Origin of the sequence: Brucella pseudogrignonensis (genome assembly GCF_031454375.1) — a bacterium.
Classification (GTDB): Bacteria; Pseudomonadota; Alphaproteobacteria; order Rhizobiales; family Rhizobiaceae; genus Brucella; species Brucella pseudogrignonensis_A.
On record NZ_JAVDQT010000003.1, the window covers coordinates 438,378 to 461,797 of the forward strand.

Here is a 23,420-nt window from a genome sequence, read left to right on the forward strand (position 1 = left end):
ATGTCCATTCTCGTTAACAAGGACACCAAGGTTCTCGTACAGGGCCTGACCGGCAAGACCGGTACTTTCCACACCGAACAGGCGCTTGCTTATTACGGCACGCAGATGGTCGGCGGTATCCACCCGAAAAAGGGTGGCGAAACCTGGGAAGGTTCCAAGGGCGAAAAGCTTCCGATCTTCGCAACTGTTGCAGAAGCTAAGGAACGCACAGGTGCTGACGCATCGGTGATCTACGTTCCGCCAGCAGGTGCAGCAGATGCAATCATCGAAGCGATCGAAGCTGAAGTCGGCTTCATCGTCTGCATCACCGAAGGCATTCCGGTCATGGATATGGTTCGCGTCAAGGAGCGTCTGGAACGCTCGAAGTCGCGCCTGCTCGGACCAAACTGCCCGGGCATCCTGACCCCTGAAGAATGCAAGATCGGCATTATGCCGGGCAATATCTTCAAGAAGGGTTCGGTGGGTGTTGTTTCGCGCTCCGGTACACTTACCTATGAAGCAGTGTTCCAGACTTCGAACGAAGGCCTCGGCCAGACCACTGCTGTCGGTATCGGCGGCGATCCGGTGAAGGGCACTGAGTTCATCGACGTGCTGGAAATGTTCCTCGCCGACGATGAAACCAAGTCGATCGTCATGATCGGTGAAATCGGTGGCTCCGCTGAAGAAGAAGCAGCGCAGTTCCTGAAGGACGAAGCAAAGCGCGGCCGCAAGAAGCCAATGGTTGGCTTCATCGCTGGCCGTACGGCTCCTGCCGGACGCACCATGGGCCACGCTGGCGCCGTGATTTCGGGCGGCAAGGGCGGCGCAGAAGACAAGATTGCAGCCATGGAATCGGCTGGCATTCGCGTGTCTCCTTCGCCAGCACAGCTCGGCAAGACGCTGGTTGAAGTCCTCAAGGGCTGAGACTGCGTAGTTGATTGAAATGAACCGGCAGTGGCGAAAGCTGCTGCCGGGGCAAGCGCATCCCGAAAAGTGTGAAGCGGTTTTCGGACAAGATGCGCGCAAAATGCCGTGGCGGTCGGTTTAAGGGAATGTCAGGCTTTGGCCATCATTCTTCCGCAGGAATAGAGTTCGCGATTGAGTTATGCCGGGGTCTGTTGTGGTTCCTCCCCGGCGGCGTGAGGGATGAAGGTCAAAAGCTTCCGGCCCGCGCATGATGAGCCACTACAAGGAGACGGAGCGGAGGCTCCGGATTAGGTTATGGCAAGGCAAGAACAAGCCAACGACGTTTTCGCCCTTACCTCGTTCCTCTATGGCGGCAATGCCGACTATATTGAGGAGCTCTATGCCAAGTACGAGGATGATCCCAACTCGGTTGATGCCGAGTGGCGCGATTTCTTCGCACAGCTGAAGGACGATGCCGACGATGTGCGCAAAAACGCACAGGGCGCAAGCTGGACCCGCAAGAACTGGCCAATTCAGGCCAATGGCGAGCTGATTTCGGCACTCGACGGCAACTGGGCCGAAGTTGAAAAGCATGTCACCGACAAGCTCAAGGGCAAGGCTGCAAAGGGCGATGCGAAAGCGTCTGCTCCAGCACTGACATCGGAAGAGATTGCACAGGCTGCACGCGACAGCGTTCGCGCCATCATGATGATCCGGGCATTCCGTATGCGTGGCCATTTGCATGCCAATCTTGATCCGCTTGGCCTTGCTGAAAAGCCAAATGATTTCAGCGAACTTGATCCGGCAACTTATGGCTTCACGCCTGCCGATTATGATCGCAAGATCTTCATCGATAATGTTCTCGGTCTTGAATATGCGACCGTTCCGCAGATGCTTGAAATCCTCAAGCGCACCTATTGCGGCAATATCGGCGTTGAATTCATGCATATTTCCGATCCGGTCGAAAAGGCCTGGATTCAGGAACGCATCGAAGGCCCGGATAAAGGCTATGCTTTCACCGCTGAAGGCAAGAAAGCCATTTTGTCGAAGCTGATTGAAGCCGAAGGCTTTGAGCAGTTCATTGACGTGAAGTACAAGGGCACCAAGCGTTTCGGCCTTGATGGCGGTGAATCGCTGATCCCGGCGCTGGAACAGATCGTCAAGCGTGGCGGTCAGATGGGCCTGAAGGAAGTCGTGCTCGGCATGGCGCACCGTGGTCGTCTGAACGTGCTGTCTCAGGTTATGGGCAAGCCGCATCGCGCAATCTTCCACGAATTCAAGGGCGGCTCTTATGCGCCTGATGATGTGGAAGGTTCGGGCGATGTGAAGTACCATCTTGGCGCTTCGTCGGACCGTGAGTTCGATGGCAACAAGGTTCACCTTTCGCTGACTGCCAACCCGTCGCATCTTGAAATCGTCAACCCCGTTGTCATGGGCAAGGCACGCGCCAAGCAGGATCTGCTTGTGGGCCGTACCCGCGACGACATGGTGCCGCTAACTGAACGCGCAAAAGTTCTGCCGCTGCTGTTGCACGGCGATGCTGCTTTCGCAGGTCAGGGTGTTGTTGCCGAGTGTCTTGGTCTTTCAGGCCTGAAGGGTCACCGCGTTGGCGGTACGCTGCACTTTATCATCAACAACCAGATCGGTTTCACCACCAATCCGGCCTTCTCGCGTTCGTCGCCTTATCCATCGGATGTGGCGAAGATGATTGAAGCGCCGATTTTCCACGTCAATGGTGACGATCCGGAAGCGGTTGTCTTCGCAGCGAAAGTTGCGATGGAATTCCGCATGATCTTCCACAAGCCTGTTGTTGTGGATATGTTCTGCTATCGCCGCTTTGGTCACAATGAAGGTGACGAACCTTCATTCACCCAGCCGTTGATGTATAAGGAAATCCGCGCGCACAAGACAACTGTTCAGCTTTACAGCGACAAGCTGATTGCTGAAGGTCTGCTGGCACAGGCTGACATCGACAAGATGAAGGCTGACTGGCGCGAAAAGCTTGAGCAGGAGTTTGAAGCAGGCCAGAGCTATAAGCCAAACAAGGCTGACTGGTTTGACGGTGCGTGGAGTGGTCTGCGTACGGCTGATAATGCTGACGAACAGCGCCGCGGCAAGACCGGCGTTCCGATCAAGACGCTCAAGGAAATCGGCAAGAAGCTCATTGAAGTGCCGAAGGACTTCAATGTCCATCGCACGATCCAGCGCTTCCTCGATAATCGCTCCAAGATGATCGAGACTGGCGAAGGCATAGATTGGGCAACTGCTGAATCGCTGGCATTTGGTTCGCTGGTTTCTGAAGGCAGCCCGATCCGCCTGTCCGGTCAGGACGTGGAACGCGGCACCTTCTCGCAGCGCCACACGGTTCTCTATGATCAGGAAACCCAGAACCGCTATATCCCGCTGAACAACATTCAGAAGGGTCAGGCGATCTACGAAGCCATCAACTCGATGCTTTCGGAAGAAGCTGTGCTCGGCTACGAATATGGTTATTCGCTGTCCGATCCACGCGCTCTGGTTCTCTGGGAAGCCCAGTTTGGTGACTTTGCCAACGGTGCACAGGTCGTCTTCGATCAGTTCATCTCGTCGGGTGAACGCAAGTGGCTTCGTATGTCCGGTCTCGTCTGCCTTCTGCCGCATGGCTATGAAGGTCAGGGTCCTGAGCATTCGTCTGCTCGTCTGGAACGCTGGTTGCAGATGTGTGCGGAAGACAACATGCAGGTTGCCAACGTTACCACGCCGGCTAACTACTTCCACATCCTGCGCCGCCAGATGAAGCGTGACTTCCGTAAGCCGCTGATCATGATGACGCCAAAGTCGCTGCTGCGCCACAAGCGTGCTGTGTCGAGCCTCAATGAACTGTCGGGCGATTCATCGTTCCACCGTCTGCTTTGGGATGACGCACAGTACAACAAGGGCGATGAAGGCATTAAGCTTCAGAAGGATGCCAAGATCCGCCGCGTCGTTCTTTGCTCGGGTAAGGTCTATTATGATCTTTACGAAGAGCGCGAAAAGCGTGGCATCGACGATGTTTACCTGCTGCGTGTTGAACAGCTTTATCCGTTCCCGGCAAAGGCGCTCATCAATGAGCTGTCGCGCTTCCGTCAGGCAGAAATCGTCTGGTGTCAGGAAGAGCCGAAGAACATGGGTGCGTGGTCGTTTATCGATCCGTATCTGGAATGGGTTCTTGCACATATCGACGCCAAGCATCAGCGCGTTCGCTACACCGGTCGCCCGGCAGCGGCGTCTCCTGCAACAGGTCTGATGTCGAAGCACCTTGCGCAGCTTGAGGCTTTCCTCGAGGATGCACTCGGAAATTAATTTAGTTGTCAGTAAGAAGCGGTTTGCAAAAGCCGCTTCATCCTGAGTTGAACATAAATCTAAAGATCGAAGATCACGGAAGAAGAAACCATGGCCACCGAAATTCGCGTTCCCACGCTTGGGGAGTCCGTTACTGAGGCAACCATCGGAAAGTGGTTCAAGAAGGTTGGCGACGCAATCGCTGCTGACGAACCGCTGGTGGAACTGGAAACCGACAAGGTGACAATTGAAGTTCCAGCTGCGGCTGCGGGCGTTCTCGCTGAAATCGTGGCGCAGGAAGGCGACACTGTTGAAGTGAACGCACTGCTCGGCCAGATTTCTGGCGCAGGTTCCGCTCCTGCTCCTAAGAAGGAAGAAGCCAAGCCAGCAGCAGCTGCTGCTCCGGCGGCGGCGCCTGTTGCTTCCGCATCGTCGGGTCCAGCAATGCAGCCAGCACCGGCCGCTTCCAAGCTTCTCGCTGAAAAAGGCCTGTCGGCTGATCAGGTTGATGGTTCGGGCAAGCGCGGTCAGGTTCTCAAGGGCGACGTTCTCGACGCAATCGCTAAGGGCGTTTCGGCAACACCAGCAGCAGCTGCGCCTGTTGCTGCACGTCCTGCTTCGTCGGCTGACGATGCTCCACGCGAAGAACGCGTGAAGATGACCCGTCTGCGCCAGACCATTGCCAAGCGCCTTAAGGATGCACAGAACACTGCTGCAATGCTGACGACTTACAACGAAGTCGATATGTCTGCGGTGATGGAACTGCGTTCGCGCTACAAGGACATTTTTGAAAAGAAGCACGGCGTTAAGCTCGGCTTCATGGGCTTCTTCACGAAGGCTGTGACGCATGCGCTGAAGGAAATCCCGGCTGTTAACGCTGAGATCGACGGCACCGACATCATCTACAAGAACTTTGCGCATGTCGGCATGGCTGTCGGCACTGACAAGGGCCTTGTTGTTCCTGTTATTCGTGATGCCGATCAGATGTCGATTGCTGGCGTTGAAAAAGAACTGGGTCGTCTTGCAAAAGCTGCACGCGACGGTTCGCTTTCGATGGCTGACATGCAGGGTGGCACTTTCACCATCACCAATGGTGGTGTGTACGGTTCGCTGATGTCTTCGCCGATCCTCAACTCGCCGCAGTCGGGTATTCTCGGCATGCACAAGATTCAGGATCGTCCGGTTGTTGTCGGCGGCCAGATCGTTATTCGTCCGATGATGTATCTTGCGCTCTCCTACGATCACCGTATCGTTGACGGCAAGGAAGCCGTGACCTTCCTCGTTCGCGTGAAGGAAAGCCTGGAAGATCCAGAACGTCTGGTTCTTGATCTGTAAGGGTTAGAAGAACATGGAGCCGGGTATCTTTTCCGCGTCGCCTTTCCTCCCGCTGATTGGCTGGAGTGTTGTTTTGCTGGTGGTTCATATCCTCCTGCAGGGCTGGACGGTGACAAGGGAACTCGGCTCCAAATGGAATGCAGGTCCGCGCGATAATGGCTTAAAAGCCTCTGGTCATCTGGCCGGCCGTGCGGAACGCGCTTCCAACAATTTCCGCGAAACCTATCCGGCATTTGTTGCACTCGCTTTGGGTCTTGTATTCAAAGGCGATGCGGCAACTCTTGGGCTTTATGGTGCGTGGATCTGGTTCGTCTGCCGCATCATCTATGTACCGCTTTATCTGGCGGGTATTCCGTATATCCGCTCGCTGGTCTGGGTTGGTTCGCTGGCCGGGCTTGCACTCATGTTTTTCAATCTGGTTTTTTAGGCGATTTCCTGCATCTGAACGGTGCCGGGCGAAGGAAAAGCGATGCATCCCTATCTGTTTGAACTTGCATCTCTGATGGCGATTTTCGTTTTTGCTATCGTTTCGCCGGGCGCCGATCTGGCGATGGTTATTCGTCAGTCGCTGATGCATGGTCGTCGCGAAGCAATCATTACCAGCTTCGGTATTGGCGCAGCACTTATGATGCATGTCACCTATACGGTGCTGGGTCTTGGGCTGATCATTTCCAAATCAATCTATCTGTTCAATATCGTCAAATGGTGCGGTGTGGCCTATCTGGTCTATATCGGCATCAAGGCATTGCGTGCCGGTTCAACCAAGATCGATGTCGATATGAGCACACAGGAAGTGCCTGTTCAGCAAAGTGCACTTAAAGCTTTCAGCCTCGGTTTTGCTGCCAACGCGCTGAACCCGAAAGCCGTGTTCTTCTTCCTTTCGATTTTCTCGACTGTTGTTAGTCTGCACACCCCCAATGAAGTGAAGCTCGGCTATGGTGTTGTGATGGCCTCGGCATTGATTTCATGGTTTATCGGTGTCAGCCTTTTCATGACGACGCCAAAGATGCGCGCGGTGTTCTCGCGTGCTTCAAAATGGATCGACAGAACCAGCGGTGTTGTTTTCATTGCACTTGGTCTCAAACTTGCCATTGCGAAAGCACAATAACAGGGCCAAAGCGCAGTAATCGCTGCCGGATGATTGAGGAGAACCGACAGATGCATGACGTTAAGAAGCTTTTGAAGGTAATGGCTGCATCAGCGCTTGCTGTGACGGTTTTCTCGAGCGCCGTTCAGGCTGCCTGTACACAGAACCGCGCGACGTATCGTGATCAAGGCGATGCTTACACGCTCACCTTCCATGAGGCGCAGTCGAACGCGCTCAAGATGAGCCCGGCACCAACCAATGAATTCACTATTACTGCTGATGACAAGCCGGATTTCAAATTGTCGGGTCTTGTAATCTGGCCGGAAGAGGGGGTTGCGCGCCCCTATGCGCTGATCACCTATAATTGCAAGAATGGCGGCACTGATCCGGAAGATCTGGATGATTGCAGTCTTTGGCAGAGCGTTGTCTATGCGCTCAAAGAGGGTGCGGAAGCCGATGTGTTGCCGAAGGCCGATGAGCCGGCAGCGCAGGCAATTCTGTTTCCCGATCTGGTATCAGCGCTGGACGGATATGATTTTGGTGCAGCGAAGCCGGAAAAGCCGCTTCAGTTTGAAAGCTTCCGCTTTAAATCCTGCACACCTGAGGAATGACCGGATTTCTGGTTGAAAATAGTTGACGAGCCGGGAGTGGCTCAGACGTAAGAAGGATAGTTCAATGTCTTATGATGTGGTTGTCATTGGTACCGGCCCCGGCGGCTATGTTGCTGCAATCAAGGCGGCACAGCTTGGCCTTTCGGTCGCTGTTGTGGAAAAGCGCAAGACCTTTGGCGGCACCTGTCTCAATGTTGGCTGCATTCCTTCCAAGGCGCTGTTGCATGCGTCTGAAGTCTTTGCGGAAGCCGGTCATTCATTTGATGCGCTCGGCGTTGAAATCAGCAAGCCGAAGCTCAATCTCGAAAAGATGATGGCGCACAAGGATGCGACCGTTAAGTCGAACACATCGGGCGTCGAGTTTCTGTTCAAGAAGAACAAGATCACCGCCTTCATCGGCACAGGCAAGGTTATTGCCAAGGGTAAGGTTTCTGTGACTGCCGAAGACGGCAGCGTTCAGGAAATCGAAGCCAAGAACATCATCATTGCAACCGGTTCGGACGTCGCTGGCATTCCGGGCGTTAAGGTCGATATTGACGAGAAGGTCATACTGTCGTCGACCGGCGCAATCGCGCTCGACAAGGTTCCTGAGCATCTCGTCGTCGTTGGCGGCGGCGTGATCGGTCTCGAGCTTGGTTCGGTCTGGGCGCGTCTTGGTGCGAAAGTGACTGTCGTTGAATATCTCGACAAGGTGCTTGGTGCGATGGATGGTGAAGTGTCCAAGCAGTTCCAGCGTCTGCTGGAAAAGCAGGGCATTGCCTTCAAGCTCGGTGCGAAAGTAACCGGTGTTGAAAAGTCGGCTAAGGGCGCGAAAGTGACCTTTGAGCCGGTTAAGGGAGGCGATGCAGAAACCATTGAAGCCGATGCAGTTCTGATCTCTACTGGCCGTCGTCCTTATACGGATGGTCTGGGTCTTCAGGAAGCTGGCGTGAATGTTGATGATCGTGGTCGCGTTGCGATTGACGGTCACTGGCGCACCAATGTCGAAGGCATTTATGCTATCGGTGACGTGGTTCAGGGGCCGATGCTGGCGCACAAGGCTGAAGATGAAGGCATTGCTGTTGCCGAAATCATCGCCGGTCAGGCTGGACACGTAAACTTCGACGTCATTCCAAGCGTTGTTTACACGCAGCCAGAAGTGGCTTCTGTCGGCAAGACCGAAGAAGAACTGAAAGCCGCTGGCGTTGAATACAAGATCGGCAAGTTCCCGTTCACGGCCAATGGTCGCGCACGCGCCATGCAGCATACTGACGGCTTTGTGAAAATCCTCGCTGATAAGGCAACGGATCGCGTTTTGGGTGCGCATATCCTCGGCTATAATGCCGGTGAAATGATCCACGAACTGGCCGTTTTGATGGAATTTGGTGGTTCGTCGGAAGATCTGGCACGCACCTGCCACGCACATCCAACCATGTCGGAAGCTGTGCGTGAATCGGCACTCGCGACCTTTGCCAAGCCAATTCATATGTAGTTGCTGGTATCAGCGATGTAATGAAAGGCCCGCGCAAGCGGGCCTTTTTCGTATGGTTAGTTCTGTGCCGGTGGCGCAGGTGGTGGTGGCGGAGCAGGTGGCTCTGCCGGTGCCGGTGCTGCTGCGGGTGGAGTTGCTGGCGGTGCGGCAGGCGGCATCGTGGTTTCGCCCTGCGCAGCAGGTGGCGGTGGCGCGGACGTATCTGTTGTCCCGCCTCTGTAGAAGAAGAAGCCCAGAATAAGGATTGCAGCGAGCAGTATTACTGCAAGCATCATGCCGCTGCCGCCTTTAGGCTGCGGTGGCCTTCCGACCGGGTTTGCAAGCGGATCCGTCTGACGCGGATTGTTTAACGGATCATTCCTGGGATCGAGTGGGTCAACCATTAGCTCTCCTCCTTTTGGTCGTGACCATTGGAAGATTTAACGCGAGCACGCTGCAATTGTTCCGAATTACATTGCGGTGACCGTGTAGCCCTGCGCACGTAGTAGTTCGATCAGCCCTTCTTTTCCGGGAAGGTGCAATGCGCCTACAGCAACAAAAACTCCGCCATTTGCAAGAATTGGGGCCGCACGTTTTGCCATGATATGATTGCGATCTGTCAGCAGAACCCTTTGAAAAAGCGCGTAATCTTCTCCAGAAAGGCTATCGGGCACGACCTTGCGCAATGCTGGCATGATCATGCCGGTTTCGCCCTGAAGATAGAGCGCAATCGTCGTTTCCATAGCGTCTTCAATTGTGTCACCGTATTCGGCAGTAGAAATCAGATTGCGAATATGAAAATCAAGCGGAAGCGCGTTCATGGCTTCAAGCTGCTCGACCGCGTTTTCAAGACCGAGGACCGTCCGGCCCTGATCCTGCGCTTTTGTGATCAAGTATTCGTCGAGGAAGTCCGCGCCTTCGAGCTTTCTCTGTCTTTCGCATTTGGGAAGCGCCAGCAGGCTGGTGATGATCCATGGTTTCATCTTGCCAACGGCACCAAGAATGATGCCGCGCGCTTCCAGTTTCTTATCGATCTCTTGAAGCCGATCCTGTGGTAGATGCGATTGCAGCGTGGAGCCATCGGTGAACTGGATCAGTTCCGGCTGTTCAAGTTTAACCCGCAGAAAGGCTTTCGGATCGGTAATATCTGTGGCTTCGACGACAATTCTATCCGCATCACTATAGGCATTCGTCACGGCCTCGGGCAGGGCCATCACACGCGGATCGCTTAGGTGAATGGTTCCGAATAAATAGGATGGCTTGAGCCCATCCTTCTCGATTTTCCAGAAGATGCCCTTGTGGTTGGGCATTTCGCTCGCTTCTTTCTGAAGCTCGGACCAGAGTTTTGGGTCTTTTTTGACCAGACCGTCGATCAGATTGACACCGTGTGGAATACAGGTGGCTTGCGTGCTTTCAGCCCGGGCATGGGCGGAACTGACGATGAGAACGCAGGCAAAAAGAAAGAACAGCTTTTTCATGAGGTAAATATAGGGTTGTTAGTCTTGGATGGCACCCCTGATTAAGCGCGGGGATGCGCTTTGTCGTAAACATCAAGAAGCCTCGCGCTGTCGACGCCGGTATAGACCTGCGTGGTTGAGAGGCTTGCGTGGCCAAGCAATTCCTGAATGGTGCGCAGATCACCGCCGCGGCCCAGAAGATGCGTGGCAAAGGAATGGCGCAGCGCATGTGGCGTTGCGGTGTCAGGGAGGCCGAGGCCTGCGCGCAGCTTTTGCATTTCGCGCTGGATTATGGCTGCATGAAGTTCCCCGCCTTTAGCCCCTCTGAACAAAGGCTTGTCGGCTGAAAGATCAAACGGGCAGAGTTCCCGGTATTGCGCAACGGCACGATGAACCGCTGGAAGCAGTGGCACCATGCGGGATTTACCGCCTTTACCCGTAATGGTGATGGAAAGTGCGGAGGCGTCGCTCAATGCATCACCCGCGAGGCCCAGTGCTTCGGAAATGCGAAGGCCGCAGCCGTAAAGCAATGTCAGTACCGCTGCATTGCGCGCAGCAATCCAAGGCTCTTCCGCCATCTGGCCATCGGCTGCGACAACCTTGCGCGCATCGTCTGCGGTTAAGGGCTTTGGCAGTGATTTTGGCTGGCGCGGTGCGCGTATGGCGCTCGCGCCTGCGGCATTGACCAGACCACGTTTTTCCAGATGCTTGAGCAGGGAGCGTACACCAGCAAGACCACGTCCCAATGTGCGGGCGCCAGCCCCATCGCTGCGGCGGTTTGCGAGATAGGAGCGCAGATCAGCGACGCGCAGGCTGCCAATATCTTTGATCGAAGGCGGCTCGCCCAGATGCCCGGTCATGAATTGCAGAAACTGGCGGGTGTCCCGCTCATAGGCTTCCAGCGTATTTTCCGACAGCCGCCGCATGTCTTTGAGCGTTTTCAGCCACTCCTCACGTGCAGCCGCAAGATCTGCGCGGGCAGGGATAGGGAATTCGCTTTTGCTCGTCATGGTCGGGATTCGCTGCTTGAGTTGGGCTTGGTGTAGTTTGCCAGCGATAGGTTGCCGGGCGGTAAAGATACCGCCTTCCGTTTTTCTTGGCGTTTTTATGGGAAATTGGGTAAGCGATAGAAAATAGTCCTTCAAATACGGAAATATTCATGTCGCGCCTAGAAAATCCAATCCAGCTTGCCGTTGTTGGCGCCGCTCATGGCATCCGTGGCGAAGTGAGAGTTAAGACCTATACCGATGACCCTCTCGCTATTGCTGATTATGGACAGCTCTATGATGCGCAGGGCAAGGCCTATGAAGTGCTAGAAGCGCGCGCGGCCAAGACTGTGGTTGTTGTTCGCTTTAAAGGCGTCAATGACCGCAATGCTGCTGAAGCCTTGAACGGCACCGAGCTTTTCATCGACCGTTCGCAGCTTCATGATGAAGAACTTGATGAAGACGAGTTTTTCCAGACTGATCTGATCGGACTTGAAGCCTTTGATGCGGATGGCAAATCTTACGGTGTTGTCAGCGCCCTTTTTGATTTTGGCGGCGGCGATCTGATTGAGTTGAGCCTCAAGGGCAAACGTCCGATGCTGATTCCATTTACGGAAGCGGCTGTGCCGGAAATTGATTTTGATAAGGGCACGATTACCGTCGAGCCTTATGCTGCCGGGCTTATTGCTGATGAAGATGACAATCCGGACCGGGAGCGTAATAAGCCGCAGAATGAAAAGAAGCGGCCAAATAAGTCATGAGTGATTTGCCTGAAACAGATAAGCACGGATTTCATGCCTCGGTGCTGACCCTTTATCCCGAAATGTTTCCGGGACCGCTGGGTGTATCGCTGGCAGGAAAAGCGCTTACTGATAATACATGGTCGCTTGATACAATTCAGATCCGCGATTTTGCTGAGGGCAAGCATCGCATGGTCGATGATACGCCATCGGGTGGCGGCGCTGGCATGGTCATGAAGGCGGATGTGGTTGCGCGTGCGCTTGATTCTGTTGCCGATGACCGCCCCATGCTGCTGATGAGTCCGCGCGGTGCGCCATTGACGCAGAAGCGTGTGCGCGAACTGGCTGACGGTCCGGGCGCCATCATTCTCTGTGGTCGTTTTGAAGGCGTCGATGAGCGGGTGATTGAAGGTCGTCAGCTCGAAGAGATTTCGATTGGCGATTACATTCTCTCAGGTGGAGAGACAGCGGCTATCGTGTTGCTTGATGCGATTGTCCGGTTGCTTCCGGGTGTAATGGGCAATCAGGAATCAGGCGAGACGGAAAGTTTTGAGACCGGGCTTCTTGAGCATCCGCATTATACGCGCCCGCAAGTCTGGGAAGACCGTGCAATCCCCGATGTACTGACATCGGGCAATCATGGTGCCATTGCGAAATGGCGTCATGCGCAGGCTGAACGCATTACAAAAGAACGGCGTCCTGATCTCTGGGACGCTTATCGCGAGGGAAAACGCAAATGAACCTGATTCAGCAACTCGAAAGTCTTTCACTCGCGCTGCTGGCGCTGGGTGCTTATTGGGTGAGTGGTGTGAGCTGGTGGCTATTTGCGATTCTCATCCTCGCGCCTGATTTGTCTTTCTTTGCCTATCTCAAAGGTCCGCGCACGGGCGCTATCATTTATAATATCGCGCATAGCTGGATTGGTGTTGTGCTTGTGGCAGTTCTCGGCTGGGTGATGAGCTGGCCGCTTTGCTTCGCTATTGCGCTTATCTGGGCGGTTCATATTGGTATTGATCGCGCTCTCGGCTTTGGCCTCAAATATGGAACTGGTTTTCAGGATACGCATCTTGGACGCATTGGCGGCAAGTCGTGAAATCGTAGTCTTGATATTGATTCATTTCACGCAATGGTGTATTGCCGCGCCAGTTCGGGAAAACCCGACGTCTTTTAACTAATAAATGGTGCACCGCTCCTGCCTGATGTATCGGGCATAACCACAGGGCCAAGATGCTTGGTGGTAAGTGCAGAGCGCTCTGGCTGTTTGAGAATAATTCGTAAAGGAGTCAGACGATGACCGACATTATTCGTCAGCTTGAAGCCGAACAGGCAGCAAAGATTGAAGAAAAGCGTAAGCTTCCAGATTTCCAGCCAGGCGACAGCGTTCGCGTTCAGGTTCGCGTTACCGAAGGTACACGTACCCGCGTACAGGCCTATGAAGGCGTTTGCATTGCGCGTTCCGGCGCTGGCATCAACGAAAGCTTTACCGTTCGTAAGATTTCTTACGGCGAAGGCGTAGAGCGCGTATTCCCAGTTTACTCGCCAATCGTAGAAGGTGTTGAACTCGTTCGCCGCGGTAAGGTCCGTCGCGCGAAGCTTTACTACCTTCGTGGCCTCACCGGTAAGGCTGCACGTATTGCTGAGAAGAAAGACAACCGCACCAAGGCAGAACGCGAAGCCGACAAGGCCGCTGCTGCTAAGGCAGAAGCTGCAAAGACTGCTGCTGAATAAGCCAGTTTTCGCAAGAATCTGAAAAAGGCGGTCTTTGGGCCGCCTTTTTTATTTGCAAAATCCAAAAGCCTGCGTAACATATTGCATAATTCCGCCAATATTGCGCAAGATTGTTACTGCGACACCCTGTTGCGGTTTGTGTTTCTTGACGAAATGCAACGGCGGGTGCATATGACAGCCAATTAAGAACTATTCAAAGGAACTCTCGCAATGAGCGCGCCGCGTACACTTTACGACAAGATTTGGGACGACCATGTAGTGGATCAGCAGGACGATGGTACCTGCCTCCTTTATATTGATCGCCATCTTGTGCACGAAGTGACAAGCCCGCAGGCTTTTGAAGGTCTGCGTATGGCGGGACGCCAGGTGCGTCATCCTGAGAGAACACTGGCTGTTGTCGATCATAACGTTCCGACATCTCCAGATCGCGTAAACGGCATCAAGAACGAAGAAAGCCGTATTCAGGTTGAAGCGCTTGCAAAAAATGCAGCCGACTTCGGCGTTGAATATTATTCTGAACGCGATAAGCGTCAGGGTGTTGTGCACATCGTTGGTCCGGAACAGGGTTTCACGCTGCCGGGCATGACGATTGTTTGTGGTGACAGCCACACCTCGACCCACGGCGCTTTCGGATCGTTGGCACATGGTATCGGCACATCGGAAGTTGAGCATGTTCTCGCGACCCAGACGCTGATCCAGAAAAAGGCCAAAAACATGCTGGTGCGTGTTGAAGGCGAATTGGCTCCGGGCGTTACCGCCAAGGACATCACACTTGCCATCATCGGCGAAATCGGTACTGCAGGTGGCACCGGTTACGTGATCGAATATGCAGGCAGCGCTATTCGTTCATTGTCGATGGAAGGTCGTATGACCGTCTGCAACATGTCGATTGAAGGCGGTGCACGCGCTGGTCTTATCGCGCCAGACGAAACAACTTTTGCTTATGTCGCTGACAAGCCACGCGCGCCAAAGGGCGAAGCGCTGGAGCAGGCGATCGGTTACTGGAAGACGCTGCATTCGGATGAAGGTGCGCATTTCGACAAGATCGTTGAACTGGATGCCGCGAAAATTTCGCCAGTCGTATCCTGGGGTTCTTCGCCGGAAGACGTGGTCTTTGTCACTGACATCGTTCCGAACCCAGACGAAATCAAGGACGAAACCAAGCGCGCATCGAAGTGGCGTGCGCTTGATTACATGGATCTGAAGCCGGGCACGAAGATGACCGACATCAAGATCGACCGTGTTTTCATTGGTTCGTGCACGAACGGACGTATCGAAGATCTGCGTGATGCAGCACGTATGGCTGCGGGCAAGAAAGTTGCCGCAGGTGTCAGTGCCATGATCGTTCCGGGTTCTGGTCTTGTGAAGGAACAGGCTGAAGCGGAAGGTCTCGACAAGATCTTCATCGAAGCAGGTTTTGACTGGCGTGAGCCAGGCTGCTCGATGTGTCTTGCGATGAATGATGATCGCTTGAAGCCGGGTGAACGTTGCGCTTCGACCTCGAACCGTAACTTCGAAGGCCGTCAGGGCTTCAAGGGCCGCACACATCTTGTATCGCCAGCAATGGCTGCGGCTGCAGCAATTGCCGGTCATTTTGTCGATATTCGCGACTGGAACTGATTTTATTTGAGACGCGCTGATCTGATTGAAACAGATTGGCGCTTCTTAGAACTATGTTTTAACGAGCGCTATTTCCGAAAACCGCGTTACACTTTTCGGAATCGACTCTTATGCATGCAAGAGCTGCCGGAGTAATTCGGCAGCTTTATTATTTATAGCACTACATTTCAGGCTCTAAATTAGCTCCTTTTTCATGCTTTCAGTGTATTATGTTTTATTGCAATGGGCTTATATTGTGATGTGCTGGCAGGCATCTATGCGGGAAAATATGAATGGACGGCGCTGAGTTCATACTGCTGATAAACATGACGGTTTCCGGCCTGTTTGCGCTTACTTTTTTCGGTATTGCGGCCTATGCGCGTGACAACAGTGCGGCGCCGGTTTTTGGCATCGGCTTTATTTTCGCGATGCTTTATTTTCTCACCGAACTGCTGATGCCTTCAATTCCAAGTCAGAAACTTGGCTATATGCTGGCATTTATTGTGTATTTCGTGACGATGTCATTTCTCGTTGTCGGCGTTGCACGCATGTATTCTGTGCCTGTTCCCTGGTGGCCACTTGGGATTCTTACAATAGGTTCAGTGGTCTTAATCTACGGTATTTACGATATTGCCCGCAGTGAAATGCTGGGTCGTATTCTCTATCAATTGCCGTATTTTTTGATTCTGATGCTTGCAGCCTGGATTGTGATCCATAGCCGAACAAGCAGTCGAACCCGTACAAGACCTTTTGGCCGCGCCTGGGGCGCTCTTGATGGCCTGATGGCGGGCTTGTTTACGGTGAGCGCAATTCATTTTCTGATTAAGCCGGTGCTGGCTAATCTGGTTGGTGGTGTTGGTGCATCGCCTGATGATTACATTCGCACGGACTATGCGCTTTTGGTCCAGTCGATCGGTGCCGGACTTTCGGTCGCTGGTGGCTTACTTTTGCTTTTGAGCCTCATGGGTGAGCTGATTTCCGACGTGACGCTGCGTTCGGAGACCGATCAGCTTTCAGGGCTTCTTAACCGGCGCGGTTTCGAGTTTCGTGCGGAAGCGGCAATTGAAAAGTCTAAGCGTATGCGGCAGGCACTGTCGCTGATCGTCTGCGATATTGACTACTTCAAACTCATCAATGACACCCATGGACATGCTTTGGGTGACCGTGTGATTGCTGTATTCGCGGATGAGTTGCGCCGCACGGCAGCAGCGAAGGGTGGCATTGCGGCACGTATGGGGGGGGAAGAGTTTGCTGTGCTGTTGCCCGGTCATACGATCCAGTCAGCATGGCGCTTTGCGGAGCGTGCGCGGTTGTCTTGTGCCGATATTTCTCTGCCGGCTTCTGCTGGCGAAGTTACCTTCACGGTTAGTTTCGGTGTTACGGAGATGGAGTTTGATGACTTTTTCTCTGACGTCTACAAGCGTGCTGATGGGGCGCTTTATGAGGCCAAAAAAAATGGCCGTAATTGCGTTCGCACGGCTTTGCCCATGATGCTTGATGACAATGTCGTCGAATTGCGTGGCACAAACAGAGCTCGATAAAACACGTTGAATTATACGGATATGCTTTACCTTTGAGTGGCCTGTTGTCTACAATCGCCCTACTCCCGTTTTGGGGGATGTGCTTGGAGGAAAAGACCGAAATGACCACAGATCATGCCGTCGATATTGCCCTGCTTCATTTGCGTGACGCTCATGTGTTTGCGCCTTTGCTTGCGAGCTATGCGCAGGCATTGAAGCGCGGTGCGCCACGCCGACCGGATGATTTTTATGCCGAGCATCTGTTGCAGGACCGTGCGACCGAAATTCTTGGTGCGCGCGTTGACGGCGATCTCGTTGGCTTTGTCATTTTCTTCGATCTTCCAGAGCCGGTTTCCGGCCTGCGAGCAGGGCAGGTGGATCACATTTACGTCCATCATGACCATCGCGGCAAAGGCATTGCGAAAGCTCTGATTGATGTGCTGGCTGACAAGGCTGAAGAGCGCAGTTGGTCGAAGCTTGTGCTCAATGCGCCGCGCGTTCCGGAAGATGGCCGCAAGCTCTACGAACAGGTCGCCACGGCTGCCGACTGGTCCAGCTATGTGATTCGCTTCGGCAACTGAGTTTCGCCTGTAAAAGTGGATGAAATTACACATGTTTTGCCAAATACGGGACTTCAATCGTTTGAATTCCTAAATCACGTGAAAGTGTCGTCCGGGTGCGACCAATTGTTAGTCTTTTCGTGAAAAAGCTTCTTTGACGTGGTGGTGAAAGCGCAGTAGAAAGCGCCACATAGGGTCGTGCGACACGATCCAGCCACATTTTCTGGGTCGTGCCGGCGCAGGATCGAACAGTTCCGTTTCCTTGCGCTGTTAACGACATCGAACCGGGCTCCGAATGAGCCCGCATCTGCTTCATCATGCCAGACAAAACCGGCATATGGCGAAGCGGGTGGAAACGTCAGGGAAGCCCACGAGAGCCATGACACAACCGACCGTTACGCGTCAGCGTCCTTTGTCGCCACATCTGTCGATTTATCGACCGAAGATTACGATGACGATGTCGATCATCCATCGTATCACCGGTGTTGCGCTTTATTTCGGAACCCTTCTTCTCGCTGCTTGGCTGATTGCCGCTGCAATTGGTGAAGACGCTTTCAACACTGTGAGCTGGATCTACAATTCGTGGATCGGCTATATTGTGCTGTTTGGCTACACATGGGCGCTGTTGCACCATCTGGCTGGCGGCGTGCGCCATTTCATCTGGGACATGGGTGCCGGACTTGAAAAGCACACAGCCAGCAAGATCGCTTGGCTGACGTTGGCCTTCTCACTGCCTGTAACAATCCTTCTCTGGGTTGTTGTTTTCGCAGTGCGCTGAAAGGAGTTCTGACATGAGCGATATGCGTACACCTCTCGGCAAGGTTCGCGGTCTGGGGTCTGCCAAGGAAGGTACCGGCCACTTCTGGTTTCAGCGTATGAGTGCCGTGGCGCTCGTTCCGCTGGTTCTGTTTTTCGTTGGTCTGGTCATTTCGCTGCAGGGCGCAAGCTACGCGGAAGTGAAAGCCGTTCTGGCGCATCCCTTCACCGCTCTGGTGATGGCGTTGTTCGTGCTGACCGGCGTTTACCACATGCGTCTTGGCATGCAGGTTGTTATTGAAGATTACATTCACAGCGAAGGCCTGAAGGTTCTGCTGGTCATGCTCAACACCTTCTTCACGGTGGTTGTGGGCGTGGTTTGCGTTTACGCGATCCTCAAGCTGAGCTTCGGAGGTTGATAGCCCGATGGCTAGTGCACAAAACAATGCAGCTGGTGCTGCGGGCGAAAAGAACTACACATTCGTTGATCACAAGTTTGATGTTGTCGTGGTGGGCGCCGGTGGTGCCGGTCTGCGCGCAACACTTGGCATGGCTGAACAGGGCCTGAAGACAGCCTGTATCACTAAGGTTTTCCCGACGCGCTCCCATACGGTTGCAGCGCAGGGTGGTATTGCCGCTTCGCTCAAAAACATGGGCCCGGACAGCTGGCAGTGGCATATGTACGATACCGTCAAGGGATCGGACTGGCTGGGTGATACCGACGCCATGGAATATCTGGCGCGTGAGGCTCCCGCTGCGGTTTACGAGCTTGAACATTACGGTGTGCCGTTCTCGCGTACCGAAGAAGGCAAGATTTATCAGCGCCCATTCGGCGGCCACATGCAGAACTTTGGCGATGGTCCGCCAGTTCAGCGCACCTGCGCTGCTGCTGACCGTACCGGCCACGCGATCCTGCACACGCTTTACGGTCAGTCGCTGAAAAACAATGCGCAGTTCTTCATTGAATACTTCGCGCTTGATCTGATCATGACCGACGGCGTCTGCACGGGCGTTGTCGCATGGAACCTTGATGATGGCACAATCCATCGCTTCTCCGCCAAAATGGTGGTTATGGCGACGGGTGGTTATGGTCGCTCATATTTCTCGGCAACCTCTGCGCATACCTGCACCGGCGACGGTGGCGGCATGGCGGCACGTGCAGGCCTTCCGCTTCAGGATATGGAATTCGTTCAGTTCCATCCGACCGGCATTTACGGCGCGGGCTGTCTGATTACCGAAGGCGCACGCGGTGAAGGCGGTTATCTCGTCAATTCCGAAGGCGAGCGCTTCATGGAGCGTTATGCGCCTTCCGCCAAGGATCTTGCCTCGCGTGACGTTGTTTCGCGTTGTATGACCATGGAAATCCGCGCTGGTCGTGGCGTTGGCAAGAACAAAGATCACATCTACCTGCATCTCGACCATCTTGATCCGGCTGTTCTGCATGAACGTCTGCCGGGAATTTCCGAGTCGGCCAAGATTTTCGCAGGTGTGGATTTGACCAAGGAACCGATCCCGGTTCTGCCAACGGTTCATTATAATATGGGCGGCATTCCAACCAATTATTGGGGCGAAGTGCTCAACCCAACCAAGGAAGACCCAGATCGCGTTCAGCCGGGCCTGATGGCTGTGGGTGAAGCTGGTTGTGCATCGGTGCATGGTGCAAACCGTCTTGGTTCCAACTCGCTGATCGATCTGGTGGTGTTTGGTCGTGCGGCTGCAATCCGCGCTGGCGAAGTCATTGATCGTTCTGCAAAGATCCCGGACATCGACGAAGCTGCTTGCGACAAGATCATGGATCGTTTCCATCGTCTTCGTTATGCGAACGGCAATACGCCAACCGCAGAACTGCGCGAAAAGATGCAGCGCACCATGCAGGAAGATGCAGCCGTGTTCCGTACGTCGGAATCGCTCAAACAGGGCGTGGCACGTATGGCGGAAATCTGGAAAGAACTGCCTGATCTTAAGGTATCTGACCGTTCGATGATCTGGAATTCCGATCTGGTTGAAACGCTGGAACTGGAAAACCTGATGGCAAATGCCATGGTGACAGTTGTTTCGGCTGAAGCCCGCAAGGAAAGCCGTGGCGCACATGCGCATGAGGATTTCCCGGATCGTAATGATGCCGAATGGCGTAAACACACCCTTTCCTGGCTGTCGCCAAATGGCGACGTGAAGCTTGATTACCGCCCTGTTCACCTCGATCCGCTGACGACCGAGGAAGAAGGTGGCATCAATCTGGCCAAAATCGCGCCGAAAAAGCGCGTTTACTAATCGAGGGAATGAGCAATGGTTGAACTCGCACTTCCCAAAAACTCCCGTATGCAGGAAGGCAAGACCTGGCCGCGTCCAGATGGTGCCACGAATGTAACGGAGTTCCGCATTTATCGCTGGTCGCCGGATGACGACGCAAATCCAAGCATCGATACTTATTATATCGATCGCGATGATTGCGGTCCGATGGTGCTCGACGGTCTTCTCTACATCAAGAACAAGATCGATCCGACGCTGACGCTGCGCCGTTCGTGCCGTGAAGGCATTTGCGGTTCCTGCGCAATGAACATCGATGGCGCGAACACGCTTGCCTGCACCAAGGGCATGGACGAGATCAAGGGTTCCATCAAGGTCTACCCGCTGCCGCATATGCCTGTGGTTAAGGATCTGGTGCCTGATCTCAGCAACTTCTACGCTCAGCACCGTTCGATTGAGCCATGGCTCAAGACGGTTTCGCCTGAGCCGCAGAAGGAATGGTTGCAGAGCCACGAAGATCGCCAGAAGCTTGATGGTCTTTACGAGTGCATTCTCTGCGCTTGCTGCTCGACCTCGTGCCCAAGCTACTGGTGGAACGGCGATCGTTATCTTGGACCAGCTGTGCTGCTTCAGGCCTATCGCTGGCTGATCGACAGCCGCGACGAAGCAAAGGGCGAACGTCTCGATAATCTCGAAGATCCGTTCCGCCTGTATCGTTGCCACACGATCATGAACTGCGCGCAGACTTGCCCGAAGGGTCTTAACCCTGCCAAGGCGATTGCCGAAATCAAGAAAATGATGGTTGAGCGCCGCGTGTAATCGCGGCAATCGCCTTTTTTGTTTCCCTGTCGGCCTGTGGCCTCCACGCCTTTTGTGCCGAAATCAAGAAGATGATGGTTGAGTGCCGCGTGTAATCGCGGCAATCAAATACTGAATTAGAGGGAGGCTTTGCCTCCCTTTTCTTTTGCGGCAAATCTGGCTGATACTTGATTTTTTCGTATCGCCCATATCTGATCAGAAAGCAGAAGTTTAGTCCTTGTTTGAAGGTTTCATCATGCTTGATCATATCGGCTTCAATATTTCCAGCATGCCAAAATCCAGCGCATTCTATGATGCCGCGCTCAAACCGCTCGGTATTTCGCGTGCTATGGAATTTGGTGACTGGGTTGGCTATGGCCGCAATGGCAAGCCAGAGTTTTGGATCGGCAAACAGAAAGGTGCAAAACTCGAAGGGGTTCTGCATGTGGCCTTTTCAGCCGGAACACGGTCTGAAGTCGATCGCTTCTATGAAGCGGCACTTGCCGCAGGCGGAAAAGACAATGGTAAGCCGGGAATACGCGAGCATTATCACCCGGATTATTACGCAGCTTTCGTGACCGATCCTGACGGTCATAACATCGAAGCTGTCTGTCATCTGCCAGGATGAAAAAAGCGGGCAATGCCCGCTTTTATTTTATCACACCAGTTTGGCGTCCAGCGTTACTTCAATGGCACCAAGCGCCTTAGAAAGTGGGCAGGTCTTTTCCGCTGTTTCAGCGAGCTTCTGAAAATCGTCGTTTGATATGCCGGGAATGGTTGCATTAAGCGTCAAAGCACTGCGTGTAATCTCGAAGCCGCCACCAGATGCAGGAACCACTGTGACCGCGGCTGTTGCTTCAAGCTTTTCTGCCGGAGTGCCATTTTGTGTCAGAAGTGCTGAGAGGTTCATCGCAAAGCATCCTGCATGCGCTGCTCCCAGCAATTCTTCTGGATTGGTACCAGCGCGACCACTTTCATCCTCAAAGCGCGCTTTGAAGTCATAAGGCAGATCTTTCAAAGCACCGCTCTGTGTATTGAGCGTGCCTTTGCCTTCTTTGAGCGTGCCTTTCCAGACGGCTGTTGCTTTTCTATCCATGATGAAACTCCTCTGTTGGGTTTAAAAACCACATAGGGCGCATTCCGATGCGTTCCAGTGTCAGCTATGGGCAATCTTACGGTTTGTATCGTCTGCCCATGCCAGTGAAAGCATGAGAACCATGATAATAATCATGTTGAAGAAGAAGCGATCATAGGGCATCGGGAAATAAGCAAATTTTCCAAGAATTCCGATGACCATGGCAAAGATAATACCATTCAATCGCGGTATATCTGATCTGATCCCGGCTCTCGCCATTGCGATCCATGCGACCAGTGCTATCAGAAGTATAGAAGGCCAGCTTTCGAGATAAAGCGCCAGTATGAGACCACGAATATAGGCTTTGATCAGAAGGGCGAGCGAAAAATCCGGGTTAAAACCGGCCATAGAGCTTGGCATATTAATGCAGGTGAAATAGAGGTGTGCCCACCAACCAGGATGTCCTGCAGTTTTCTCCATCACTAATGCTGCCGCGATACACACTGCGAAAGCGATCACTAGTGGGAGTTTTCGCCAGCCGAACAGGATTGCTGTGATCAGCAGAGCGAATATCATGATTATATTGTCTGGACGGATCGTGAAGGAGAGCACGAGTAGCATCGCACCCAGCCAGTCATGTTTACGCAGAATGGCAAAAATGGCAGCGAAGGAAAGCGCTGCCATGGTGATATCGGGAAATACAGCTGACGATATTGGTCCATAACCGGCCAGCAAAAGAACAGGGCCGACGATGAGGCCAGCCTGAAGCGATTTATAGCTGGCGAGCAACCAAAGCGTGAGAAGCCCAATCGTAAGTGAGGCCGCAATGCTGATCAGGTGGCCGCCACGAGCCAGGCCGGTATAAGGCTCCAGCCAGCGCAGCAGTTGAATATAGCCAGCCTTGACGCGATACATGACCAACAATGACTTGAAGCTATCCGGGTTCTCCCATTGGGCACTCCGAAAACCGCCATCGTGTTTCAAGACTTGAAGTTCGCCTTCTGATGCGACCTCGGCGACTTGCCGCCATGTTTCCGTATGCAGCGCATTTGCATCGGGATAGCGGTTTTCCAGTGCTGTCGCGATATAGGGGATCATATCCCAATTATTGTCAGGCTTAACGGCCGAATAGATGACGGCTGCTGCCATAGCGATAATGATGGCAAGGGCGCCTGCAATTTTAGACAGTTTGTGAACACATGCCGCTGACCATAAGCTTGCCTGCGCCTGCAAAATCACGTCGATCAATCGCTTATTGGTATGCATGCCCTGAGGCCCCCACGCCT

General features: G+C 53.6%; 24 protein-coding genes. 19 read left to right on the forward strand and 5 right to left on the reverse strand.

What is annotated here, in order from left to right; genetic code table 11:
* From sucD to lpdA, 7 genes are all read left to right on the forward strand, one after another.
* Positions 1–903: a succinate--CoA ligase subunit alpha gene (sucD, locus tag J2782_RS12925; RefSeq protein WP_024898520.1), complete on the forward strand. Its 903-nt coding sequence runs from the start codon at positions 1–3 to the stop codon at positions 901–903.
* Positions 904–1,200: 297 nt separating this feature from the next.
* On the forward strand, positions 1,201–4,206 hold the full coding sequence (locus J2782_RS12930) for a 2-oxoglutarate dehydrogenase E1 component (RefSeq protein ID WP_310013162.1): 3,006 nt from the start codon (positions 1,201–1,203) through the stop codon (positions 4,204–4,206).
* A 90-nt stretch (positions 4,207–4,296) separates the two neighbouring features.
* A complete protein-coding gene (odhB, locus tag J2782_RS12935) occupies positions 4,297–5,520 on the forward strand; it encodes a 2-oxoglutarate dehydrogenase complex dihydrolipoyllysine-residue succinyltransferase (protein ID WP_250041488.1) in 1,224 nt (407 codons plus the stop codon).
* Positions 5,521–5,533: 13 nt separating this feature from the next.
* Positions 5,534–5,947, forward strand: a complete 414-nt coding sequence (locus J2782_RS12940; protein ID WP_310013165.1) for an MAPEG family protein — start codon at positions 5,534–5,536, stop codon at positions 5,945–5,947.
* Positions 5,948–5,989: 42 nt separating this feature from the next.
* Positions 5,990–6,628 carry a LysE family transporter gene (locus tag J2782_RS12945; protein WP_310013168.1) on the forward strand — a complete coding sequence of 213 codons (639 nt, stop codon included), beginning with the start codon at positions 5,990–5,992 and terminating at the stop codon, positions 6,626–6,628.
* Positions 6,629–6,678: 50 nt separating this feature from the next.
* Entirely contained in the window at positions 6,679–7,218 is a 540-nt protein-coding gene (locus tag J2782_RS12950; RefSeq protein WP_310013170.1) for a hypothetical protein, read from the forward strand.
* Between the two features lie 64 nt (positions 7,219–7,282).
* Positions 7,283–8,689, forward strand: coding sequence for a dihydrolipoyl dehydrogenase (gene lpdA / locus J2782_RS12955; RefSeq protein ID WP_310013173.1), 1,407 nt, complete (start codon positions 7,283–7,285; stop codon positions 8,687–8,689).
* A 56-nt stretch (positions 8,690–8,745) separates the two neighbouring features.
* Here lpdA and J2782_RS12960 read toward each other — a convergent pair whose 3' ends face one another.
* The 3 genes from J2782_RS12960 to J2782_RS12970 form a co-directional block, all read right to left on the reverse strand.
* On the reverse strand, positions 8,746–9,072 hold the full coding sequence (locus J2782_RS12960; protein WP_310013175.1) for a hypothetical protein: 327 nt from the start codon (positions 9,070–9,072) through the stop codon (positions 8,746–8,748).
* 66 nt (positions 9,073–9,138) lie between these two features.
* Positions 9,139–10,146 (reverse strand): TraB/GumN family protein, encoded by a 1,008-nt coding sequence (locus J2782_RS12965; RefSeq protein WP_310013177.1) that lies wholly within the window; start codon positions 10,144–10,146, stop codon positions 9,139–9,141.
* Positions 10,147–10,187: 41 nt separating this feature from the next.
* A complete protein-coding gene (locus J2782_RS12970) occupies positions 10,188–11,135 on the reverse strand; it encodes a tyrosine recombinase XerC (protein WP_310013179.1) in 948 nt (315 codons plus the stop codon).
* A gap of 149 nt (positions 11,136–11,284) precedes the next feature.
* Here J2782_RS12970 and rimM point away from each other — a divergent pair, with 149 nt between their 5' ends.
* From rimM to J2782_RS13030, 12 genes are all read left to right on the forward strand, one after another.
* The gene (gene rimM, locus J2782_RS12975; protein WP_310013182.1) at positions 11,285–11,872 is read left to right on the forward strand and encodes a ribosome maturation factor RimM; all 588 of its coding nucleotides are present in this window, start codon (positions 11,285–11,287) and stop codon (positions 11,870–11,872) included.
* On the forward strand, positions 11,869–12,591 hold the full coding sequence (gene trmD / locus J2782_RS12980; RefSeq protein WP_310013188.1) for a tRNA (guanosine(37)-N1)-methyltransferase TrmD: 723 nt from the start codon (positions 11,869–11,871) through the stop codon (positions 12,589–12,591). Before rimM ends, trmD begins: the two co-directional genes overlap by 4 nt.
* Positions 12,588–12,944, forward strand: coding sequence for a DUF4260 domain-containing protein (locus tag J2782_RS12985; RefSeq protein ID WP_310013189.1), 357 nt, complete (start codon positions 12,588–12,590; stop codon positions 12,942–12,944). The genes trmD and J2782_RS12985 overlap by 4 nt, the downstream gene beginning before the upstream one ends.
* Before the next feature lie 197 nt (positions 12,945–13,141).
* A complete protein-coding gene (gene rplS, locus J2782_RS12990) occupies positions 13,142–13,579 on the forward strand; it encodes a 50S ribosomal protein L19 (RefSeq protein WP_310013191.1) in 438 nt (145 codons plus the stop codon).
* A 210-nt stretch (positions 13,580–13,789) separates the two neighbouring features.
* On the forward strand, positions 13,790–15,199 hold the full coding sequence (gene leuC / locus J2782_RS12995) for a 3-isopropylmalate dehydratase large subunit (RefSeq protein ID WP_310013193.1): 1,410 nt from the start codon (positions 13,790–13,792) through the stop codon (positions 15,197–15,199).
* Between the two features lie 272 nt (positions 15,200–15,471).
* A complete protein-coding gene (locus tag J2782_RS13000) occupies positions 15,472–16,719 on the forward strand; it encodes a GGDEF domain-containing protein (protein ID WP_310013196.1) in 1,248 nt (415 codons plus the stop codon).
* A gap of 101 nt (positions 16,720–16,820) precedes the next feature.
* The gene (locus J2782_RS13005; protein ID WP_310013197.1) at positions 16,821–17,279 is read left to right on the forward strand and encodes a GNAT family N-acetyltransferase; all 459 of its coding nucleotides are present in this window, start codon (positions 16,821–16,823) and stop codon (positions 17,277–17,279) included.
* 358 nt (positions 17,280–17,637) lie between these two features.
* The gene (gene sdhC / locus J2782_RS13010; protein ID WP_310013199.1) at positions 17,638–18,036 is read left to right on the forward strand and encodes a succinate dehydrogenase, cytochrome b556 subunit; all 399 of its coding nucleotides are present in this window, start codon (positions 17,638–17,640) and stop codon (positions 18,034–18,036) included.
* A gap of 13 nt (positions 18,037–18,049) precedes the next feature.
* The gene (gene sdhD, locus J2782_RS13015) at positions 18,050–18,433 is read left to right on the forward strand and encodes a succinate dehydrogenase, hydrophobic membrane anchor protein (RefSeq protein ID WP_310013201.1); all 384 of its coding nucleotides are present in this window, start codon (positions 18,050–18,052) and stop codon (positions 18,431–18,433) included.
* Positions 18,434–18,440: 7 nt separating this feature from the next.
* Positions 18,441–20,285 carry a succinate dehydrogenase flavoprotein subunit gene (gene sdhA / locus J2782_RS13020; protein ID WP_250041520.1) on the forward strand — a complete coding sequence of 615 codons (1,845 nt, stop codon included), beginning with the start codon at positions 18,441–18,443 and terminating at the stop codon, positions 20,283–20,285.
* Positions 20,286–20,300: 15 nt separating this feature from the next.
* Positions 20,301–21,080 (forward strand): succinate dehydrogenase iron-sulfur subunit, encoded by a 780-nt coding sequence (locus J2782_RS13025; protein WP_250041522.1) that lies wholly within the window; start codon positions 20,301–20,303, stop codon positions 21,078–21,080.
* A gap of 235 nt (positions 21,081–21,315) precedes the next feature.
* On the forward strand, positions 21,316–21,687 hold the full coding sequence (locus J2782_RS13030) for a VOC family protein (RefSeq protein ID WP_310013208.1): 372 nt from the start codon (positions 21,316–21,318) through the stop codon (positions 21,685–21,687).
* Between the two features lie 30 nt (positions 21,688–21,717).
* On the opposite strand, the gene J2782_RS13035 is transcribed toward J2782_RS13030, so the two are convergent.
* Both J2782_RS13035 and J2782_RS13040 read right to left on the reverse strand, forming a co-directional pair.
* A complete protein-coding gene (locus J2782_RS13035; protein WP_310013210.1) occupies positions 21,718–22,155 on the reverse strand; it encodes an OsmC family protein in 438 nt (145 codons plus the stop codon).
* 60 nt (positions 22,156–22,215) lie between these two features.
* Positions 22,216–23,400, reverse strand: coding sequence for a hypothetical protein (locus tag J2782_RS13040; protein ID WP_310013213.1), 1,185 nt, complete (start codon positions 23,398–23,400; stop codon positions 22,216–22,218).
* Positions 23,401–23,420 lie beyond the last annotated feature (20 nt).